Genomic DNA, 16,333 nt, shown 5'->3' with positions numbered 1-16,333 from the left:
TTCGAGGAGAGCAATTGGATATTGGCTACCTGGCCAGGACAGGTACCCATAGTTCCCGCTCAACTGCGGCTCCAGGAGCTAAATAATTTTCTATACATGGCTGACTTGCCAGCTCATAGCCGGAGGCAGGAAGCCATTCTGTAGATAAGCGTTGCCAGGCATTGACAAGATCATTGGCAAAAACGGCATATACACAGGGAGGAAGAATCAGTTCTTCCATGTTGTATGGGATTTCACCATCGTATCTGCACCCCATCAGTAAATCAAAGGTTTCATCCTTAAGCGACGCTTCTTTACCAAAAATACCAAGCACTCCTTCAAGCTGGCACTTGGGGTTTTCCCAGGACATATCAATCAATTGCTGGAGAAATCCATTGGAGTGTGCCTTTGCCCATAACTGTGGAACAGTTTTAAAGGCATCGGCAGTTTTAACGGTTTCCCTTTTGACGGCAAAACGAAGGCTCCAATCAATGGTTTCAAGGCGATAATCCATCTCAAAAGCTCCTTTTTAAAATTCATGAATAACCATAGAGTGGCTTTTCAGCTGTTCCAGCAGCATTGTAAAACGGCTAGCATCGGCAGGCTTGGATACTATGTGGATTTCTGTTCCATAGTGTTCAGAAAAAAATCCATTGGCAAGGAATATGGAAAAGTAAGGCGTCATTTTATTGTATATCTCAGTATCGGCCGGTTTTGCTGTATGATGAAGCATGTCAATAAACTTGTCGTCAATGACACCTTCAATAATGGTACCAAACTCCCAATCCGTTATTTTCTCTCTACCAAACTTTAGTCCGGCTTTAATCTCTGCCGTTTCTTCTTGCCAACAATGGATTTCAAATTTTATACCGACCACGGCAAACAGAGTAATTAATTGTTTCCAATAATAATTGTCTGGGCAAGGCTGGGTCCCCATCTGTATTTCAACTTGTAAATGACTTATATGAAACACCTCACATATATCCATAGTACTTGATGATTGACCTTATATTAAGTATAAAAGCATCGTACTCCATTTTTCAAATAAAAAACGACGGTTCTGAATAATTCAGAACCGCCCATGACCTTATTGCCTTGTTGTGGCGATGGCGCTTGGTTAAGCAACAGTATAAATTTTTACATCAGGGTCGGCACTCCACAGGGGTTTAAGACCAACGAAAACATCATTTTTGAACATATCACTGGTTAAGTAGGCTTGGGCATTTTCTACGCTGTCAAAGCCATGCAGAACTTGTACATCTTCCTCACGGATAAGCAGGTCTTTGGTAAGAGCGCCTTTGATCTGGCGCAAGAAAGGCTGCCGGTAGTCAGCATAGATTTTTCCGGCCGCCGGGCGATCAGCTTCCTTAATCACCATAGTGATTTCAAGATATGCTTTTACACTCATGTTCCATTCCTCCATTGGCGTTAATTTTTAGGGGTTTGACCATGACTGGAGTATAACAAACCCACTATGAACGCTCAATATATTAGGAATTTTATGAGTGACTAATAAATTTAATAGTAACTATTTTTTAAGCTGGTCGCAAGTTTTACAGGGGGGAAGTTTTTTCTCCAATTCATCTTTGGTCTGCTGTCGTGACCATTGGCAGATGTTCTGAAGAATCGGCAACACTGAGCGCCCCTTGTCTGTCAGTGCATACTCTACTTTGGGAGGAATTTCGTTATATTGTGTCCGTTCAATTAATTCATCGGCAATAAGCTCTTTAAGCATAGCGGCAAGGACCGCATCGGTAATATTGCCCAGTTCTTTTCTGATGGCATTATAGCGAATCACTGTGTTTGTAGAAAGTACACATAAAATTCTCGCTTTCCACTTCCCGCCGAAGACATCAAGGCCGTATTCGATGGGACACATGATTTCTTTTTCGATTTTAGGTTCATATTTCATAATGATCTCCCCACTTCTCATTTACTTAGTAACTATAGCAAATGAGAGTTAAATCAGCAATGTGCTGGACACCATAAGCTATGGCCCTTAAGATAGAACAAGACCAGCATAAACTACCCAATAAGCAGGATCCGGGAGGGATTATGAATGAGTAAACTATTGATTGTATACTACTCTTATTCGGGTGCCACAAAGAGTTTAGCAGAAGATATAGCTATTATTACCGATGGAGATATCAGGGAGTTGATCCCGGAAAGATCGTATTCATTTACTTACAATGGCGCAACTAAAGAAGCAAGAAGTGAAATGGAAAGGGGATACTGTCCCAAGCTATTGTCTGGAAATGAGCCCATCGATGATTATGACTATATTTTTATCGGAACCCCCAATTGGTTCAAGTCTTTTGCACCGCCGATCCTGAGTTTCTTGCGCAGCGTTGATTTGAAAGGGAAAACGGTTATTCCCTTTTGCACCCATGGCGGCGGAGGATTTGGACAAATAGAGATCAATATAGCTCAGGAATGCCCTGATGCGAAGTTGTTGCCGGGATTGGCTGTGACAAGCGATGTTGAGGAGCAGCAGGTACAGGATTGGCTTGATGCAATTAAGATTTTAGAGTAGGGGCCAGAAAAGGGCCGGCGGCTTTTTGCCTTTCCAATCTGGAAGCGTTATGATAAACACAGCGCTTTAAACCATTCATGCCAATCACCTGTAGATGTAATCACCTGTATGTGTAAGAAGGGGATAGTTTGTATAAAATTCTGATTGTCGAAGACGATGCCACCATTGCGGAGGCCATCCGCAAGCATATCCAGTCCTGGGGTCTGGAAGCCCGCTGTGTGGAGGATTTCCGGAATGTCCTGGCTGAGTTCGCTGCACTGGACCCCCAGCTGGTGCTGCTGGACATTGCCCTGCCTTTTTATAACGGTTACCACTGGTGCGGGGAGATCCGCAAAGTGTCTCAGGTCCCCATTATGTTCATTTCCTCCGCAGGGGACAACATGAATATCGTCATGGCCATGAACATGGGGGGAGACGACTTTATCGCCAAGCCCTTTGACCTGAATGTGCTCACGGCCAAAATCCAGGCCATTCTGCGCCGGACCTATCACTTCGCCGGACAGGTCAAGATCCTGGAACATCGCGGAGCTTTGCTGAATACCGCCGACGCCAGCCTGACCTATCAGGGACAGCATATCGAACTGACGAAAAACGATTACCGTATCCTCCAGGCCCTGATGGAGAACAAGGGCAGGGTGGTCAGCCGGGATACCCTGATGCAGCGGCTGTGGGAAACGGACAGTTTTGTGGACGAAAATACCCTGACCGTCAACATGACCCGCCTGCGCAAAAAGCTGGAGGCCGCAGGGTTGAAGGATTTTATCCTCACCAGGAAAGGGTTGGGCTATCTGGTGGAATGAGGGTTATCTGATTGTGTTGATAGAGTAACTGATGGATTTGTTTGACGGGTGTGTCTGATGGAGCAAAGAGTAAGGAGCGGTTATGGGCTTGTTTTTTTCTTACCTGAAATGGCAGCGCAAGGCAATAGGGGCGTTTCTGGCCTTCTGCCTCATCTTCGCCGGGGTGTTTGCCCTTTATGAGTTGCCGGTGGAGGCAGTGGGTTACGGGGCGGTGCTCTGTGTTTTTCTGGGCGTGATCCTGGTGGTTCTGGATTACAGGGCTTTTTTTGAAAGGCATAAACGGCTGGAGGCCCTGCGCCGGGAAATCACGGTGACCGCTGCCGGCCTTCCCCAGCCTTGGGGACCTCTGGAAGAAGATTATCAGGCTGTCATCCGGGTTCTTTATGAAGATAAGCTGCAGCTGACCGACCAAATGCGGCAGCGGTATACAGATCTTGTAGAATACTATACGGTGTGGGCCCATCAGATCAAGACGCCTATCGCCGCCATGGGGCTTCTTCTGCAAGGGGAAGTAGAGGACACTCCTCACAACCGGGAGCTGAGGGAGGAGCTTCAGCGCATTGAACACTATGTGGAAATGGTCCTCTGTTATCTGCGGCTGGAGGCCCCCGCCACGGATTATCTGATCCGGGAGTATGATTTGGACGGCATCGTCAAACAGGCGGTGCGCAAATATGCGTCTCAGTTTATCCGCCGCAAGATCCGGCTGGAGTATGAACCCCTGAACTGCCGGGTTTTGACCGATGAAAAATGGCTCCTGTTCGTCATCGAGCAGATCCTGTCCAACGCTCTTAAATACACCCGGTCCGGGACCATCGCCATTGTTTTGGCAGGGCCGAAAATCCTGTGCATCCGGGATACCGGCATGGGTATCGCCCCGGAAGACCTGCCCCGCATTTTTGAAAAGGGCTATACCGGCTTTAACGGGCGCACAGACAAGAAAGCCAGCGGCATAGGGCTCTATCTCTGCCGCCGTATCTGCCGCAATCTGGGCCATGAGATCACCGCCGGTTCTGCTGCCGGCAGGGGCACGGAGATCCGGCTCGATCTGCAAAGCGCTGAATTGGCAATAGAATAAGCAACCTTGCAAAAAGGTAAGGTTAAACGGGGAAATGTAAGCCAAAGCCATGGCGGATATTTCCCTGTTTTGCGTAAACTAATAGAGTGGCATCGTTGCTTTCGGTTAAAAATGACTGAGTTAGGAATGACTCGAGTTAAGAATGACTGAAGCTAAAATGATTGAAGTTAAAGAGAACGGAGAAGAAGTTAATGACTATTTTAGAAGTTAATCATTTAGAAAAAGTATATACCACCCGCTTTGGGAGCCAGAAGATTCAGGCCTTGGCCAGTGTGTCCTTCAGCGTGGAAAAGGGAGAGTATGTAGCTATTATGGGGGAGTCGGGTTCCGGCAAAACCACTCTGCTTAATATTCTGGCTGCTCTGGACAAGCCTACCGGCGGCACGGTCATTCTCGACGGGCACAATCTGAGCAAGATCAAAGAGTCTGACATTGCCGCCTTCCGCCGGGATAATTTAGGCTTTGTGTTTCAGGACTTTAATCTGCTGGACACCTTTTCTCTTGAAGATAATATTTTCCTGCCCCTGGTCCTGGCCGGCAAGTCCTACCCGGAAATGAAAGCACGGCTCACACCTATTGCCAGGAAGCTGGGGATTGTGGAGCTGCTTGCCAAATATCCCTATGAGGTATCGGGGGGACAGAAGCAGAGAGCGGCGGTAGCCCGGGCCCTGATTACCAATCCCCGGCTGATCCTGGCGGATGAACCCACCGGAGCTCTGGATTCCAAAGCCACTGATGAACTGCTCCGCCTGTTTGGGGAGATCAACCGGGAGGGGCAGACCCTTTTGATGGTGACCCACTCGGTCAAGGCGGCCAGTCATGCCGGCCGGGTGCTGTTTATTAAAGATGGGGAGGTATTTCACCAGATTTACCGGGGGAACAGCAGCAATGAGGCGTTGTATCAGAAGATATCCGATACCCTTACCCTGCTGGCGACAGGGGGCGACAGACCATGACACGGGGACTTTATCTCAGACTGGCCCTGACCGCCATGGCCAAAAACCGCAAACTCTACCTGCCTTATATCCTGACCTGCGTAGGTATGGTCATGATGTTTTACATCATCTCTTTTTTAGCGGTCAATCCTGGGGTGGGTGCCATGCCCGGCGGAGATTCCCTGCAGATGATCCTGACCTTCGGACGGGGTGTTATGGGGATATTTTCAGTGATCTTCCTGTTTTATACGAACTCTTTTTTGATTCGGAAACGGAAAAAAGAGTTTGGCCTTTATAATATTCTCGGCATGGGCAAATGGAACCTGGCCCGGATTCTTACCTGGGAGAGCATTGTGATCGGAACTGTATCTGTGGCCGGGGGCTTGTTCTGCGGCATTCTCTTTGCCAAGGTTGCCGAGCTGTCCCTGGCTCATGTGCTCAAGAGCGCCATCCAATCCGGATTTTCCGTGGACTGGCCATCCCTCTTAGGGGCCGCTCTCCTCTTTGCCGTCATTTTTTTGCTGATTCTGCTCAATGGGCTGCGGCAGATTCATGTCGCTAAACCGGTGGAGCTGCTGCGCAGCGACACGGTGGGGGAGAAGCCTCCCAAGGCTAATTGGGCCTTGGCTTTGCCGGGAGTGATCATTCTGGCCGGAGCCTACTATCTGGCCCTCACCATTCAGCAGCCTTTGGCGGCTATGCTCTGGTTCTTTGTGGCGGTGGTGATGGTGATCATAGGGACTTACCTGCTGTTTATCGCCGGTTCCGTGGTCTTCTGCCGGCTTCTCCAGAAAAACAAGAAGTACTATTACAAGACCAGTCATTTTGTTTCCGTTTCCTCCATGGTTTATCGCATGAAACGCAACGGGGCCGGGCTGGCTTCCATCTGCATCCTCTCCACCATGGTGCTGGTGATGCTGTCGACCACGGTCTGTCTGTATATAGGAGCGGAGGACAGTCTGCGTTCCCGGTATCCCCGGCAGGTGGAGGTGGAGCTCCACTCCATCGAACCGGCTTATATCGCTGCCCTGACCGGGGCTGTGGACAAAGCCCTGGAAAAGAGGGGCATCCAGCCAGAAAATAGTCTCAGCTACCGCTATCTGGGTGTGACCGGATATCTGGAAGGGGAGCAGATGAGCTTCAAGCGCGAACAGGGTCAGACCCTGCGGAATGAGGATTCAGCCAACCTCCGGCAGTTGTTGATCATTCCCCTGGAGGACTATAACCGGCTGACGGGAGCCGGAGAAACTCTGGGCCAAAACGAGATTCTTCTGTACTCCAGCAAGGGGGATTATGCCTATGACAGACTTGGGGTGGAAGGGGCCGGCACCCTGGAGATCAAGAAGACGGTACCGAAGTTTGTGGATAACGGCATGGATTCTATGCAGGCTGTTTCTTCCTTCTTTATCGTTGTCCCGGAACTGGCCTCCCTGGACGCTGTTTTTGAGAAACAGAAGGAGATCTACGGAGACAGGGCTTCCAGCCTGTATCATTATTACGGGTTTGATTTGAACCTTCCTGAGGAGATGCAGATCACCCTGAGAGAGGATATTGCGGAGTCGGTCAGCCGGATGCAGCTGGAAGATCCCCAGTTTCCGGCAGCAAGTATCCAGGCTGTTGCCCAGAAGCGGGCCGATTTCTATGCTCTGTATGGGGGATTGCTTTTCCTTGGGGTTTTGCTGGGGATCGTCTTTATTCTGGGAGCGGTGTTGATTATGTATTATAAGCAGATCAGCGAAGGCTATGAGGATCAGGCCCGCTTTGACATCATGCAGAAAGTAGGCATGACGAGAAGGGAAATTCGCAAGAGCATCAATTCCCAGGTGCTGACGGTGTTCTTTCTGCCCCTGGCTGCCGCGGGCGTTCATATAACCTTTGCCTTTCCCATGATTTCCAAGCTGATGGCGCTGTTCAGTCTGACCAATACAAGTCTGCTCGCTGCCGTAACGGTAGGCTGCTATCTGGTGTTCACCTTGTTTTATGTGCTGGTGTATGTTTTTACCTCCCGGGCTTATTACAGTATTGTCAGCGGCGGAGTGGATCGTTAGGACACATATCCTGACGTGCCCTCCCTGCTTGGAGACCCCACCCTTAGACGTTATCGGGCTTGCCTGGAAAAGAAGAGCGTATCGCCCAATGTTCAGCCTGGTTTGAACATTGGCGGTACGCTCTTTACTTAAGCAAAAATTATCAAGAACGAATTGCCGTTAGAGTATATAATGATGACAGATTCTTGGGAAAGGAGAAAGCATATGGATTATCGCTCCAAAGTGTATGATTCCCTTGACTATATTGAAGAAAATCTGGATGACAGGATTGACCTTGAGGATCTTGCCCGGAAAGCCTACCTGTCGAAATACTACTATCACAGGCTTTTTCACAAAGTAACAGGCGAATCCGTCACCAGATATATAACCAGGAGGCGGATGGAGAAGGCTGCCGAGGAGCTTGTTGGGACAGAGCAGCCCATCATTGATATCGCCCTGAAATATCAGTATGCTTCTCAGGAATCCTTTACGCGAGCCTTTATGAGGATCTATGGACTGGCACCCGGGAAATACCGGAAAATGTACGGAGGAAGAAAAATCAATAAGGTTATCCAATTCGGCTCTGGCAATACAATTATGAATAGGGCTGCGTAAACAGTCTATGGAGGTTAATATGAACCATCTTGTACCTATGGTAATCGAACAAACATCCCGCGGGGAACGCTCTTGTGATATTTTTTCCAGACTGCTGAATGACCGCGTCGTCATGCTTAATGGCATGGTAACCAATGAATCAGCAAGCTTGATTATCGCCCAAATGCTTTTTCTGGAATCTGCCGACTGTGATAAGGATATCCATTTCTACATTAACAGCCCCGGTGGTTCCGTAACGGACGGATTGGCCATTATGGATACGATGAACTATATCAAATGCGATGTTTCCACCATCAGCATAGGCCAATCGGGGAGTGCCGCCTCCTTGCTGCTGGCAGCAGGGGCGAAAGGCAAACGCTTTGCCTTGGCAAACAGTGAAGTGCTGATTCATCAGCCGTCACTATCCGGCGGGCTCCAGGGACAGACCACCGATATAAAAATCCATAGTGACTGGCTGATCAAAACCAAGGAGAAGCTGAATGAGACCTATAGCAGGCTTACAGGCCAGCCTCTGGAAAAAATCCAAAAGGATATGGAGAGAGATTATTATATGACGGCTGGGCAGGCCCAGGACTATGGATTGATTGACAAAATCCTGTGATATCTGCGGGTTAAAACGAGTACTCTGTAACACTTAAAACTTGCATTGCCCGGAAATGTGAAGAATTAGGTGTTACAGAGTACTAAATAGCTTATCTATAGGGAGTCAGGACTTGTCTGCCCAGATTGAACATGCATTCAATCTGGGACAGACTGCTCAGGACACCTTATTTGTTTTTAAGGGCCTCGACAAGTTATTCCTTGACAGGGGTGTGAACCGCTCATATAATGAGAACGGCCTTAATCCCCATGGTGGTTCCGGCCACTGAGACATGATAAAAAGATAGGAACACAAGATTATGAGTATAAAAAAAACACCTTTGATTATATCCCTTATGCTGTCTATGTTTTTAGCGGCGGTTGAGGGAACGATTGTTACGATGGCTACGCCCACTATCGCCAAGGATTTGCAGGGATTTGAATTCATCAGCCTGGTTTTTTCGGTGTATTTATTAACGTCGGCCTTATCGACACCGGCTTATGGCAAACTTGCCGATTTGTACGGCAGGAAAAACATCCTCTCCGTCGGCATTATCATATTTTTGGCGGGCAGCTTTTTATGCGGATTAGCCCAGAGTATGGTTATGCTGATTGTCTTTCGTGCCATTCAGGGGCTGGGAGCGGGCGCTATATTTACGGTTTCCTTTACCATCATCGGCGATGTTTTTTCACTGGCGGAAAGAGCAAAGATACAGGGGGCCTTAAGCACGGTATGGGGAATCGCCAGTCTTGTCGGTCCGTTTTTCGGCGGATTTTTAATCGATGTGCTTTCCTGGCACTGGATCTTTTTTATCAATATTCCCTTTGGGCTGCTGTCAGTCATTCTGCTGCAAAGCTCCTTGAAGGAAACCTTTGCCAAGAAGAACCCCAGCATCGATTATGCCGGGACGCTTACCCTATCCTTAGCCATCGTGGTCTTCTTAAGCATCTTTTTATTCGATCGGAGCGCTTCACCCTATCCCTCTTTATGGGTGGCCGGGCTGCTCCTGTTGACGTTCTTTCTGCTTTATGCATTTTATAAAATCGAGAAAAAAGCGGCGGAACCCATCATTCCTTTTGCGATCTTTACCAGAACGACGATCCTGGTCAATCTGATTTCCTTCCTGATCTATGCCGTGCTCATGGGCGTCAATGTTTATCTGCCCATTTACTTGCAGAATATTTTGGGATACCGTCCCACAGCCGCCGGTTTAGCCATGCTGCCCATGTCGGTGTCCTGGTTGATCGTCTCCTTTATCCTGGGCAAGCTGTTGGTCCGGTATGGAGGGAAGAATGTTATTCTGGCCTCCAATGCGGTGCTGCTGCTCAGTACCCTGCTGCTGTTCACGCTGGGAATAAATACTCCCCTGCCCATCATTCTCGCCTATGGCTTTATTATGGGGATCGGCTTCGGCGGAGCCAGTGCGGCCTTAACCATCATCGTTCAGGATTCGGCAGAGTACAGCCAAAGAGGAGCCGCGGTCGGAACCAATTCCTTGCTCAGAACTCTGGGCCAGACCATCGGCATCAGTGTGTTCGGGACTATTTTTAACCTGTATATTACTAAATATTTTACCCAGCAAGGCATAGAAGGGATCAATCCGGGCAACCTTTATCAGCCTGACCTATCCCATACCGCCCTTGCGGCGGAGCAAATAACCCTCTCCTTAAACAGTTCCATGCATGTCCTGTTTACCGCGTTTATTATCATTACCCTGCTGTCCATGATCTTAGCTATGACCATGCCTGGAAGGAAAAAAGAAGCGAAAGCCTGACTTGATTTCACTGTTTTGGACGTATATTTGGGGCAGGAAGTTAGAAAGACAGATACCACATTTTGCGGTGTGGCATCTGTCTTTTGCTGTATAAGGGTGCAAGTTAATCATGAGCTGCAGCCAAGTTTTAAAAGTCTAGTATTTAAATCTGGCGATCTCATTTTGCAGATTTTGAGCGAGTTCGGATAAGGATTGGCTGGAAGAGGCGATCTCCTCCATGGAGGCCAGTTGTTCCTCAGTGGCAGCGGAGACGGTCTGAGTTTCGGATGCCGTAGTATTGCTGATTTGGTCGATGCTTTGCACAGAGCTGAAGATTTGCCGGCCGTCGGAATCCATGGCCTGAAGACCTGTGGCGATCTCCTGCAATTGGCCTGAGACCTGGGTTACCAGGTGGGCGATCTCCCGGAAGGACTGGCCTGCGGCATCCACCGCCTCCGTCCCTGCTTTGACTTCCCGGGTTCCGTGATTCATGGCCGCAACGGCTTGTTCAGTATCGGCTTGAATCTCGCTGATCAGGAGGGCGATTTGCCGGGCCGCTTCTTGGGACTGCTCGGCAAGCTTGCGAACTTCATCGGCCACTACGGCAAAGCCCCGGCCTTGCTCTCCGGCCCGGGCCGCTTCGATAGCGGCGTTGAGGGCCAGAAGATTGGTCTGGGCCGCAATTCCGGAAATGGTGTCCACAATCTCCCCGATTTCCTGAGACCGTCTGCCCAGCTTGGCGACCACATCGGCAGAGGAATTGACTGTGCCCTCGATTTGAGTCATCTGGGCTACCGCCTTTTCCACAGTGGTGATGCCTTGATTGGCCTGGTCATTGGCATGGCTGGACTGGGAGGTCACCTGATTGGCTTTGGCGGCGATTTCCTGCATGTTCAGGGTCATTTGCCCGACGACGGCAGCCGTTTCATTGGCAGCTGCCAATTGCTGTTCGGCTCCTAAGGCGATCTGGGAAATGGAGGCGGCCACTTGCCCTGCCGCCTGGGCGGATTGCTCCGAACTGGCCGTAAGCTCCTGGCTGGAGGCCGCTACCTGTTCCGCGGAGGTGGAGATTCCTTTGATCAAAGGACGGAGATTATTCTGCATGGCGGCTAAGGCCTGGTACAACAGGCCAATCTCATCCTCTCTACCGGCACCGCTTCTCCGCTGTTTATCCCGGAAATCTCCGGCAGCAAAATCATTGCAGACTTCGACCATTGTCCCCAGGGGTTTGGTTATGGAAGAAGCGATGATATAGCCGCTTCCTGCCAGCAAGAAGAGGGCGGCGGCAACAATGGCTCCCATAAACCACAAAGTATGTTTAAAGCTTGCTTCATAGTCCAGACTGGCCTGGAGGGAAAGGCCGGCGTAGTATTCTCCCAGAGCCCGCATATCTTCCACTAATTGGTCTGACAGATGACCACCGGAGGTTTCATAGAGGTTATAGGCCTTGTCATTGAGATTTGCCCTGGCAAAGGCAACGATCTGATTTTTGGTTTGGTCGTATTGTTTATGGGAGGCTTTAATCTTCAGAAACAACTCTTGGCTTTGCGGATCCAGGCTCAGGTCCTCCAGTTGGCTGAGCTTATCTTCAATTCCCTGCCCTTTTTCCTGAATAGAGTCCAGAAGGGTTTGATTTTTGCCCCGATCAGCGGTCAGCATTGATTCCAAAAGGAAGCCGTTCATAGCCCGGATATCGGAACGGGTATCGTAGGCGATCTTTACCGGGATTAAGCGCTCTTCATACATTGTCTGCAAATTATCATTGGCAATTTTCAGATCGTAATAGCCTGTAAATCCGACGGAACCTAAGGAAAAGAAGGCAATGATGACAAGAATCCCCAACTTGTAAACGGTTTTTATATTTTCCACCCATTTCATCTGCTTGTCCCCCCTATATTTTTCTCTGTTAAAAATCCTAGTGATTCGCAATATTCGACAAATGTCAACAAAATCCTTCGTTTCCAGTAGGAAGGGAGCAAATTAATCACATGATTCCCTCAATGGGACGTAATATGTTAACATTCAGCCCATAGGTTTTTCACTATGCGAAAAGGCTGTTGCAGCAATGAGATAGAATGAGAAAGCTGGATAGCTCACAGGGGCATAGCTTGTAATCCTTTAGCTTTAGAATACAGTGAAAAGAGGCATTTCCTGATGACTTGAAACAACTGAGCCTTCCGATAATCTGAAAGGCCTGGGTGGCATGAAATTTGCATTATTACATAGAATGACAAATTTTTTATAATAATCACGAGGAGGAATTAGACAATGTGTTTTAGACCACCCAGTGCTCAAAAACCGGTGAAATGCCCCCAATGCGGTGCCCTTAATCCCGCCATAAGCAAGAAATGCATCAAATGCAAAACGGAGTTGGAGAAAGAGCCGGAGTCAAAGGCCGAGAATAAGGACTAAAAACAAAGGCTAAAAACAGAGAATAGACAAGGCGATTTTTTCTCCTTGTCTATTCTTTACTTGAATGAAAGTTTCTGCTTTTTAAAGACCTTTAAGCAGCGGGCGTAGTTTCCTTGGCTTTGGCAGCCCGTCTGAGTTTGGTGCTGAAAGGAACCGCGACGATCAGGAGGACGACGGCCAGCAGAAGGGCGGCCAGATAGGCTGTATAGGCGGGAGCGCCCTCACCGGCAGCTATGGAGATGATTTGCAGAAAAGGGCTGGTGAGAAAGGTTCCCACATTCATACAAATGATAGAGGCACTCATGGCAGCGGCGACAGCAGCCTGGGGCACCGCGATGCTTAACATCATAGCAACCCCCGTGCTGCACATGTTCGTAGCCAGCCCGCAGCACACCGCCCCTAAAAATAACAAGGGAATAGAAGCGGAAAGGCCGCCAAGATAAAGCAGGGCATAGCTGATGACCACAAGGGCTGAAGCAAGCAGGAGGATATACTGCTTGACCAGGCGGTACAATGGGCCGAAGCAGAGAGCGATCACAATGCAGGCGATGCTGAAGGCGGTCATCATGGTGCTGGCCAGAATGGGTGTACCTTGGATTTCCGCTACCACATAACTGATATAAGAAGAAAACACCCCAAAGATCAACTGAGCCAATACGAAAAAGCCCATAATTCCGAAAGCTTCCTTGGGGATGTGCAGCTTTGCTTTTTGGCCTGCCGCTTCATTGACCGGTTCTTTCATAAAGAGGGCTACTAAAACAAAGGAAATACTGCCGAGGAGATAAAAGGCGAAGGTATAACGCCAATTCAATGCGCCCAGGATACCTCCGGCCATAATGCCGACGATCAGCCCCACATTGAAGAGGGCCATGCCAAGACCGAGGATATCGGCCCGCTTAGCTTCATCGTCGTACATTTTGGCAATATAGGACTGGCAGATGGGAAGCCAGCAGCCCAGACCCAAGCCAAAGACAACCCGGGTAAACATCAGCGCCCCGAAAGACATAGAGAAGAAGAAAGGCATTCCCCCGAAGATCACGTAGATCCCAATGGCAATGAGGGACAGCCCCCGGAAGGAAAGCCTGCGCCCCAGCACCACCCCCGTTACCAGGGCCCCGGCCATCTGGGCCAGACTGACCGAGGTGAGCAAATAGGTAATACCGGCCATGGAAATGTGGGGATAAGATTCGGAGATTTTGCTGAGAATGCTTGAGATGATGAAGAAATCCGGGATAAAGATGAACATCGACATGATGGCCACAAGGGGTCCTAATGTCTTGTTGGGTTGAGAGTTCATTGAGTAATCCTCCTTCGCAAGTTAGTGAGCGGCCTCACATGCTTCTCATATGCTGCAGATGGCATGCTGCCGACAGGTTCAATGAATCTGGGATTTATGTCATGTGATTCCTATCGAAAAATGGTAGAATGATATTGATCAAAAATTTTTATTCACAAGGAACAGTGCTCCTGGCTAAATCAGTATCTGACCTCAAATTGCTTTGGGAGGGAAACTTATGCAAGCGAAGTCGTTTAATCTAAAAAAATTCGATGACGTATTGAACCAAATGATCGTTCCCAATTTTCAGCAAGCGCCTCTGTGGGATGTGGACAACCGGCCGATGACCAAAGACCGTTGGGAGGCTACCGTTCGCTGTAAGAAGTCCCTGCTGGACGGAGACCTCGATGCCGTAATGACCTCTGAATATCCGCGCACCGAGATCAAAAAAATTTGGATCGAATCCTACAAGCTGGGCTTACGGCCATCAGATAAGACCCATGATCCAGAGGAGGATATGCTGAGAAACGAAAATCTCATGCCCTTTGCCCAGATTGTCTTTCCCACCATTCATGATCTCGGGGATTTCAATAAGATTCCCATCTTTATGAACATTCACGACCGGCAGGGAACTTTCTTTTTTCAAAAGACAGCAAGCGGTATCGAGTCTTATTTTGTTCAGGAGTTTCTTTTTAGCAATGAACCCAGAGAAATCCGCAAGAGCGGCCTGACGTCCCACCTGCTCTGTAAACGTTCCATGTGTCCGGCAGTATTGCTGGGGCCCGAGCATTATTTGGAGAGCGATCTCAATATCAACAGTGCTTCCGCCCCGATTTTTGACGCTAAGGGCAATCTCGATGCCATTATTACCCTGGCTTATCGGGAAACGGGAATTCCCTGGGAAAAGGATGCTGCGGAGAAAGTGTCCACCATCCTGACTCAAGTGCTGTTATTGGCACACCGGATTCAGACCAGTATCCGCCCCCCTGCGGAGAGAGCCGTTCTTGTTGCCCGGGAAGAAATCCCTTGCCCCGACCTGACCAGCGATCCGCCCATTATTGTCGTTGACCCGGCAGGAATGATCATGGGCATTAATCCGGCGGGCCGCCGCTTTTTTCCGACCCTGCCCACCGATGGTCAAGCCGGCAATATCAGAAGGTATCTTCCCGCCAATTCCCAACTCCTTCCTCTTATCCAAACTCAGGCACAAGGGATCATCAGCGAAGTGATTGGTTCCCCGCCGACCACCGGGCTTTATTCTGTTCAGATCAGGCCTTTTGAAGCGGCGGGCAGGTCCTGTTCGATTCTGCTTTTTGCCAATGCCCAAGAGTCCGGCCAAACTGCGGCTCCGGGCAAATACTTACCGTCTGCCGATTGTTTCAACAGCTTGATTGGCGAGAGCTATGCTTTCCGCAACGCCATTGATCAGGCTGTGTGCTTCGCCAACTCCAATGGCAATATTCTGCTGACCGGGGAAAGCGGTACCGGCAAAGAATTGTTTGCCAAGGCCATTCACAACTGTCAGGATCGAAAAGGGCCCTTTGTGGCCATCAACTGTGCGGCAATTCCTCGTGAGCTGATCAGCAGTGAATTGTTTGGCTATGCTTCCGGCTCTTTTACCGGCGGCGACAGGAAAGGGCGCAAGGGAAAAATCGAAATGGCTGATGGGGGTACCTTATTTTTGGATGAAATCGGCGATATGCCCTATGAACTGCAAGCGGTTCTATTGCGCGTTCTCCAGGATAAGCAGGTCACGCGGATCGGTGATCATGTCTCCCATCAGATTGAATTCAATTTGATCACGGCCACCAACCGCAACCTTAAGGATCTGATGGAGAGCGGCCAGTTTCGTCCCGACCTCTTCTACAGAATCTCCATGTTTCCCATCAATATCCCGCCCTTACGGGACCGCAAAGGGGATATCAAGCTGTTTGTCTCTTATTTTATGGACAGCTGCGGGCAAAACAATCCGGAAGCACTGTCTATTTCCCATGAAGCCCTCCGGATCCTGGAGGAATACGATTGGCCAGGCAACGTGCGGCAACTGGAGAATGTCATCCTATATATGATGACCATAGCCAAAAGCCGGAACAGCAAGGTTCTCCTGCCGGAACATATCCCCAATATTGTCCTCCAGTCATCTCCGCCCTCCTTTGCGCCGGGAGAGGCAATGGATACTGAAAAAGCGGAGGCTTATGGCACCATTCATCAAGTGGAGAAAGTCATGCTGGAAAAAGTGCTGAAAGAATTCAATCACGACATTCCCTTAGTGGCTGAAATATTAGGGGTAAGCAAATCAACAGTCTACCGCAAGATTAAACGATATAATCTGGCCTAAGCATAGG

16 protein-coding genes are annotated in these 16,333 nt (G+C 49.2%); 10 read left to right on the top strand and 6 right to left on the bottom strand.

Annotated elements, in window-relative coordinates:
- Positions 1 to 25: 25 nt before the first annotated feature.
- The 4 genes from BUA14_RS01655 to BUA14_RS01640 all read right to left on the bottom strand — a co-directional run bounded on the left by BUA14_RS01655 (position 26) and on the right by BUA14_RS01640 (position 1,891).
- On the bottom strand, positions 26 to 493 hold the full coding sequence (locus BUA14_RS01655) for a GyrI-like domain-containing protein (protein WP_072770979.1): 468 nt from the start codon (positions 491 to 493) through the stop codon (positions 26 to 28).
- Positions 494 to 508: 15 nt separating this feature from the next.
- The gene (locus BUA14_RS01650; RefSeq protein WP_143153410.1) at positions 509 to 952 is read right to left on the bottom strand and encodes a hypothetical protein; all 444 of its coding nucleotides are present in this window, start codon (positions 950 to 952) and stop codon (positions 509 to 511) included.
- A 144-nt stretch (positions 953 to 1,096) separates the two neighbouring features.
- Positions 1,097 to 1,387, bottom strand: coding sequence for a hypothetical protein (locus BUA14_RS01645; protein ID WP_072770977.1), 291 nt, complete (start codon positions 1,385 to 1,387; stop codon positions 1,097 to 1,099).
- 120 nt (positions 1,388 to 1,507) lie between these two features.
- Positions 1,508 to 1,891 carry a winged helix-turn-helix transcriptional regulator gene (locus BUA14_RS01640; RefSeq protein ID WP_072770976.1) on the bottom strand — a complete coding sequence of 128 codons (384 nt, stop codon included), beginning with the start codon at positions 1,889 to 1,891 and terminating at the stop codon, positions 1,508 to 1,510.
- A gap of 147 nt (positions 1,892 to 2,038) precedes the next feature.
- On the opposite strand from BUA14_RS01640, the gene BUA14_RS01635 reads away from it, so the two are divergent.
- From BUA14_RS01635 to BUA14_RS01600, 8 genes are all read left to right on the top strand, one after another.
- Positions 2,039 to 2,512: a flavodoxin gene (locus BUA14_RS01635; RefSeq protein WP_072770975.1), complete on the top strand. Its 474-nt coding sequence runs from the start codon at positions 2,039 to 2,041 to the stop codon at positions 2,510 to 2,512.
- Between the two features lie 128 nt (positions 2,513 to 2,640).
- Positions 2,641 to 3,312 (top strand): response regulator transcription factor, encoded by a 672-nt coding sequence (locus BUA14_RS01630; protein ID WP_072770974.1) that lies wholly within the window; start codon positions 2,641 to 2,643, stop codon positions 3,310 to 3,312.
- 82 nt (positions 3,313 to 3,394) lie between these two features.
- A complete protein-coding gene (locus BUA14_RS01625; protein WP_072770973.1) occupies positions 3,395 to 4,390 on the top strand; it encodes a sensor histidine kinase in 996 nt (331 codons plus the stop codon).
- Positions 4,391 to 4,581: 191 nt separating this feature from the next.
- Positions 4,582 to 5,346, top strand: coding sequence for an ABC transporter ATP-binding protein (locus tag BUA14_RS01620; protein WP_072770972.1), 765 nt, complete (start codon positions 4,582 to 4,584; stop codon positions 5,344 to 5,346).
- Positions 5,343 to 7,373, top strand: coding sequence for an ABC transporter permease (locus BUA14_RS01615; RefSeq protein ID WP_072770971.1), 2,031 nt, complete (start codon positions 5,343 to 5,345; stop codon positions 7,371 to 7,373). The genes BUA14_RS01620 and BUA14_RS01615 overlap by 4 nt, the downstream gene beginning before the upstream one ends.
- A gap of 204 nt (positions 7,374 to 7,577) precedes the next feature.
- The gene (locus tag BUA14_RS01610; protein WP_072770970.1) at positions 7,578 to 7,967 is read left to right on the top strand and encodes a helix-turn-helix transcriptional regulator; all 390 of its coding nucleotides are present in this window, start codon (positions 7,578 to 7,580) and stop codon (positions 7,965 to 7,967) included.
- Between the two features lie 7 nt (positions 7,968 to 7,974).
- The gene (locus tag BUA14_RS01605; RefSeq protein WP_072770969.1) at positions 7,975 to 8,568 is read left to right on the top strand and encodes an ATP-dependent Clp protease proteolytic subunit; all 594 of its coding nucleotides are present in this window, start codon (positions 7,975 to 7,977) and stop codon (positions 8,566 to 8,568) included.
- 298 nt (positions 8,569 to 8,866) lie between these two features.
- Positions 8,867 to 10,321, top strand: a complete 1,455-nt coding sequence (locus tag BUA14_RS01600) for an MDR family MFS transporter (RefSeq protein ID WP_072770968.1) — start codon at positions 8,867 to 8,869, stop codon at positions 10,319 to 10,321.
- Positions 10,322 to 10,456: 135 nt separating this feature from the next.
- Here the strand turns inward: BUA14_RS01600 and BUA14_RS01595 are convergent, their stop codons facing one another.
- Positions 10,457 to 12,178, bottom strand: coding sequence for a methyl-accepting chemotaxis protein (locus tag BUA14_RS01595; protein ID WP_072770967.1), 1,722 nt, complete (start codon positions 12,176 to 12,178; stop codon positions 10,457 to 10,459).
- A 390-nt stretch (positions 12,179 to 12,568) separates the two neighbouring features.
- Between BUA14_RS01595 and BUA14_RS27740 the strand changes: the two genes are divergently transcribed.
- Positions 12,569 to 12,712, top strand: coding sequence for a hypothetical protein (locus tag BUA14_RS27740; RefSeq protein ID WP_178371591.1), 144 nt, complete (start codon positions 12,569 to 12,571; stop codon positions 12,710 to 12,712).
- A gap of 91 nt (positions 12,713 to 12,803) precedes the next feature.
- Here the strand turns inward: BUA14_RS27740 and BUA14_RS01590 are convergent, their stop codons facing one another.
- On the bottom strand, positions 12,804 to 14,009 hold the full coding sequence (locus BUA14_RS01590; RefSeq protein WP_072770966.1) for an MFS transporter: 1,206 nt from the start codon (positions 14,007 to 14,009) through the stop codon (positions 12,804 to 12,806).
- Between the two features lie 217 nt (positions 14,010 to 14,226).
- Between BUA14_RS01590 and BUA14_RS01585 the strand changes: the two genes are divergently transcribed.
- On the top strand, positions 14,227 to 16,326 hold the full coding sequence (locus BUA14_RS01585) for a sigma-54 interaction domain-containing protein (protein ID WP_072770965.1): 2,100 nt from the start codon (positions 14,227 to 14,229) through the stop codon (positions 16,324 to 16,326).
- Positions 16,327 to 16,333 lie beyond the last annotated feature (7 nt).

Origin of the sequence: Desulfitobacterium chlororespirans DSM 11544 (genome assembly GCF_900143285.1) — a bacterium.
Taxonomy (GTDB): Bacteria; Bacillota; Desulfitobacteriia; order Desulfitobacteriales; family Desulfitobacteriaceae; genus Desulfitobacterium; species Desulfitobacterium chlororespirans.
This window is presented reverse-complemented; position numbering and strand designations above follow the sequence as displayed.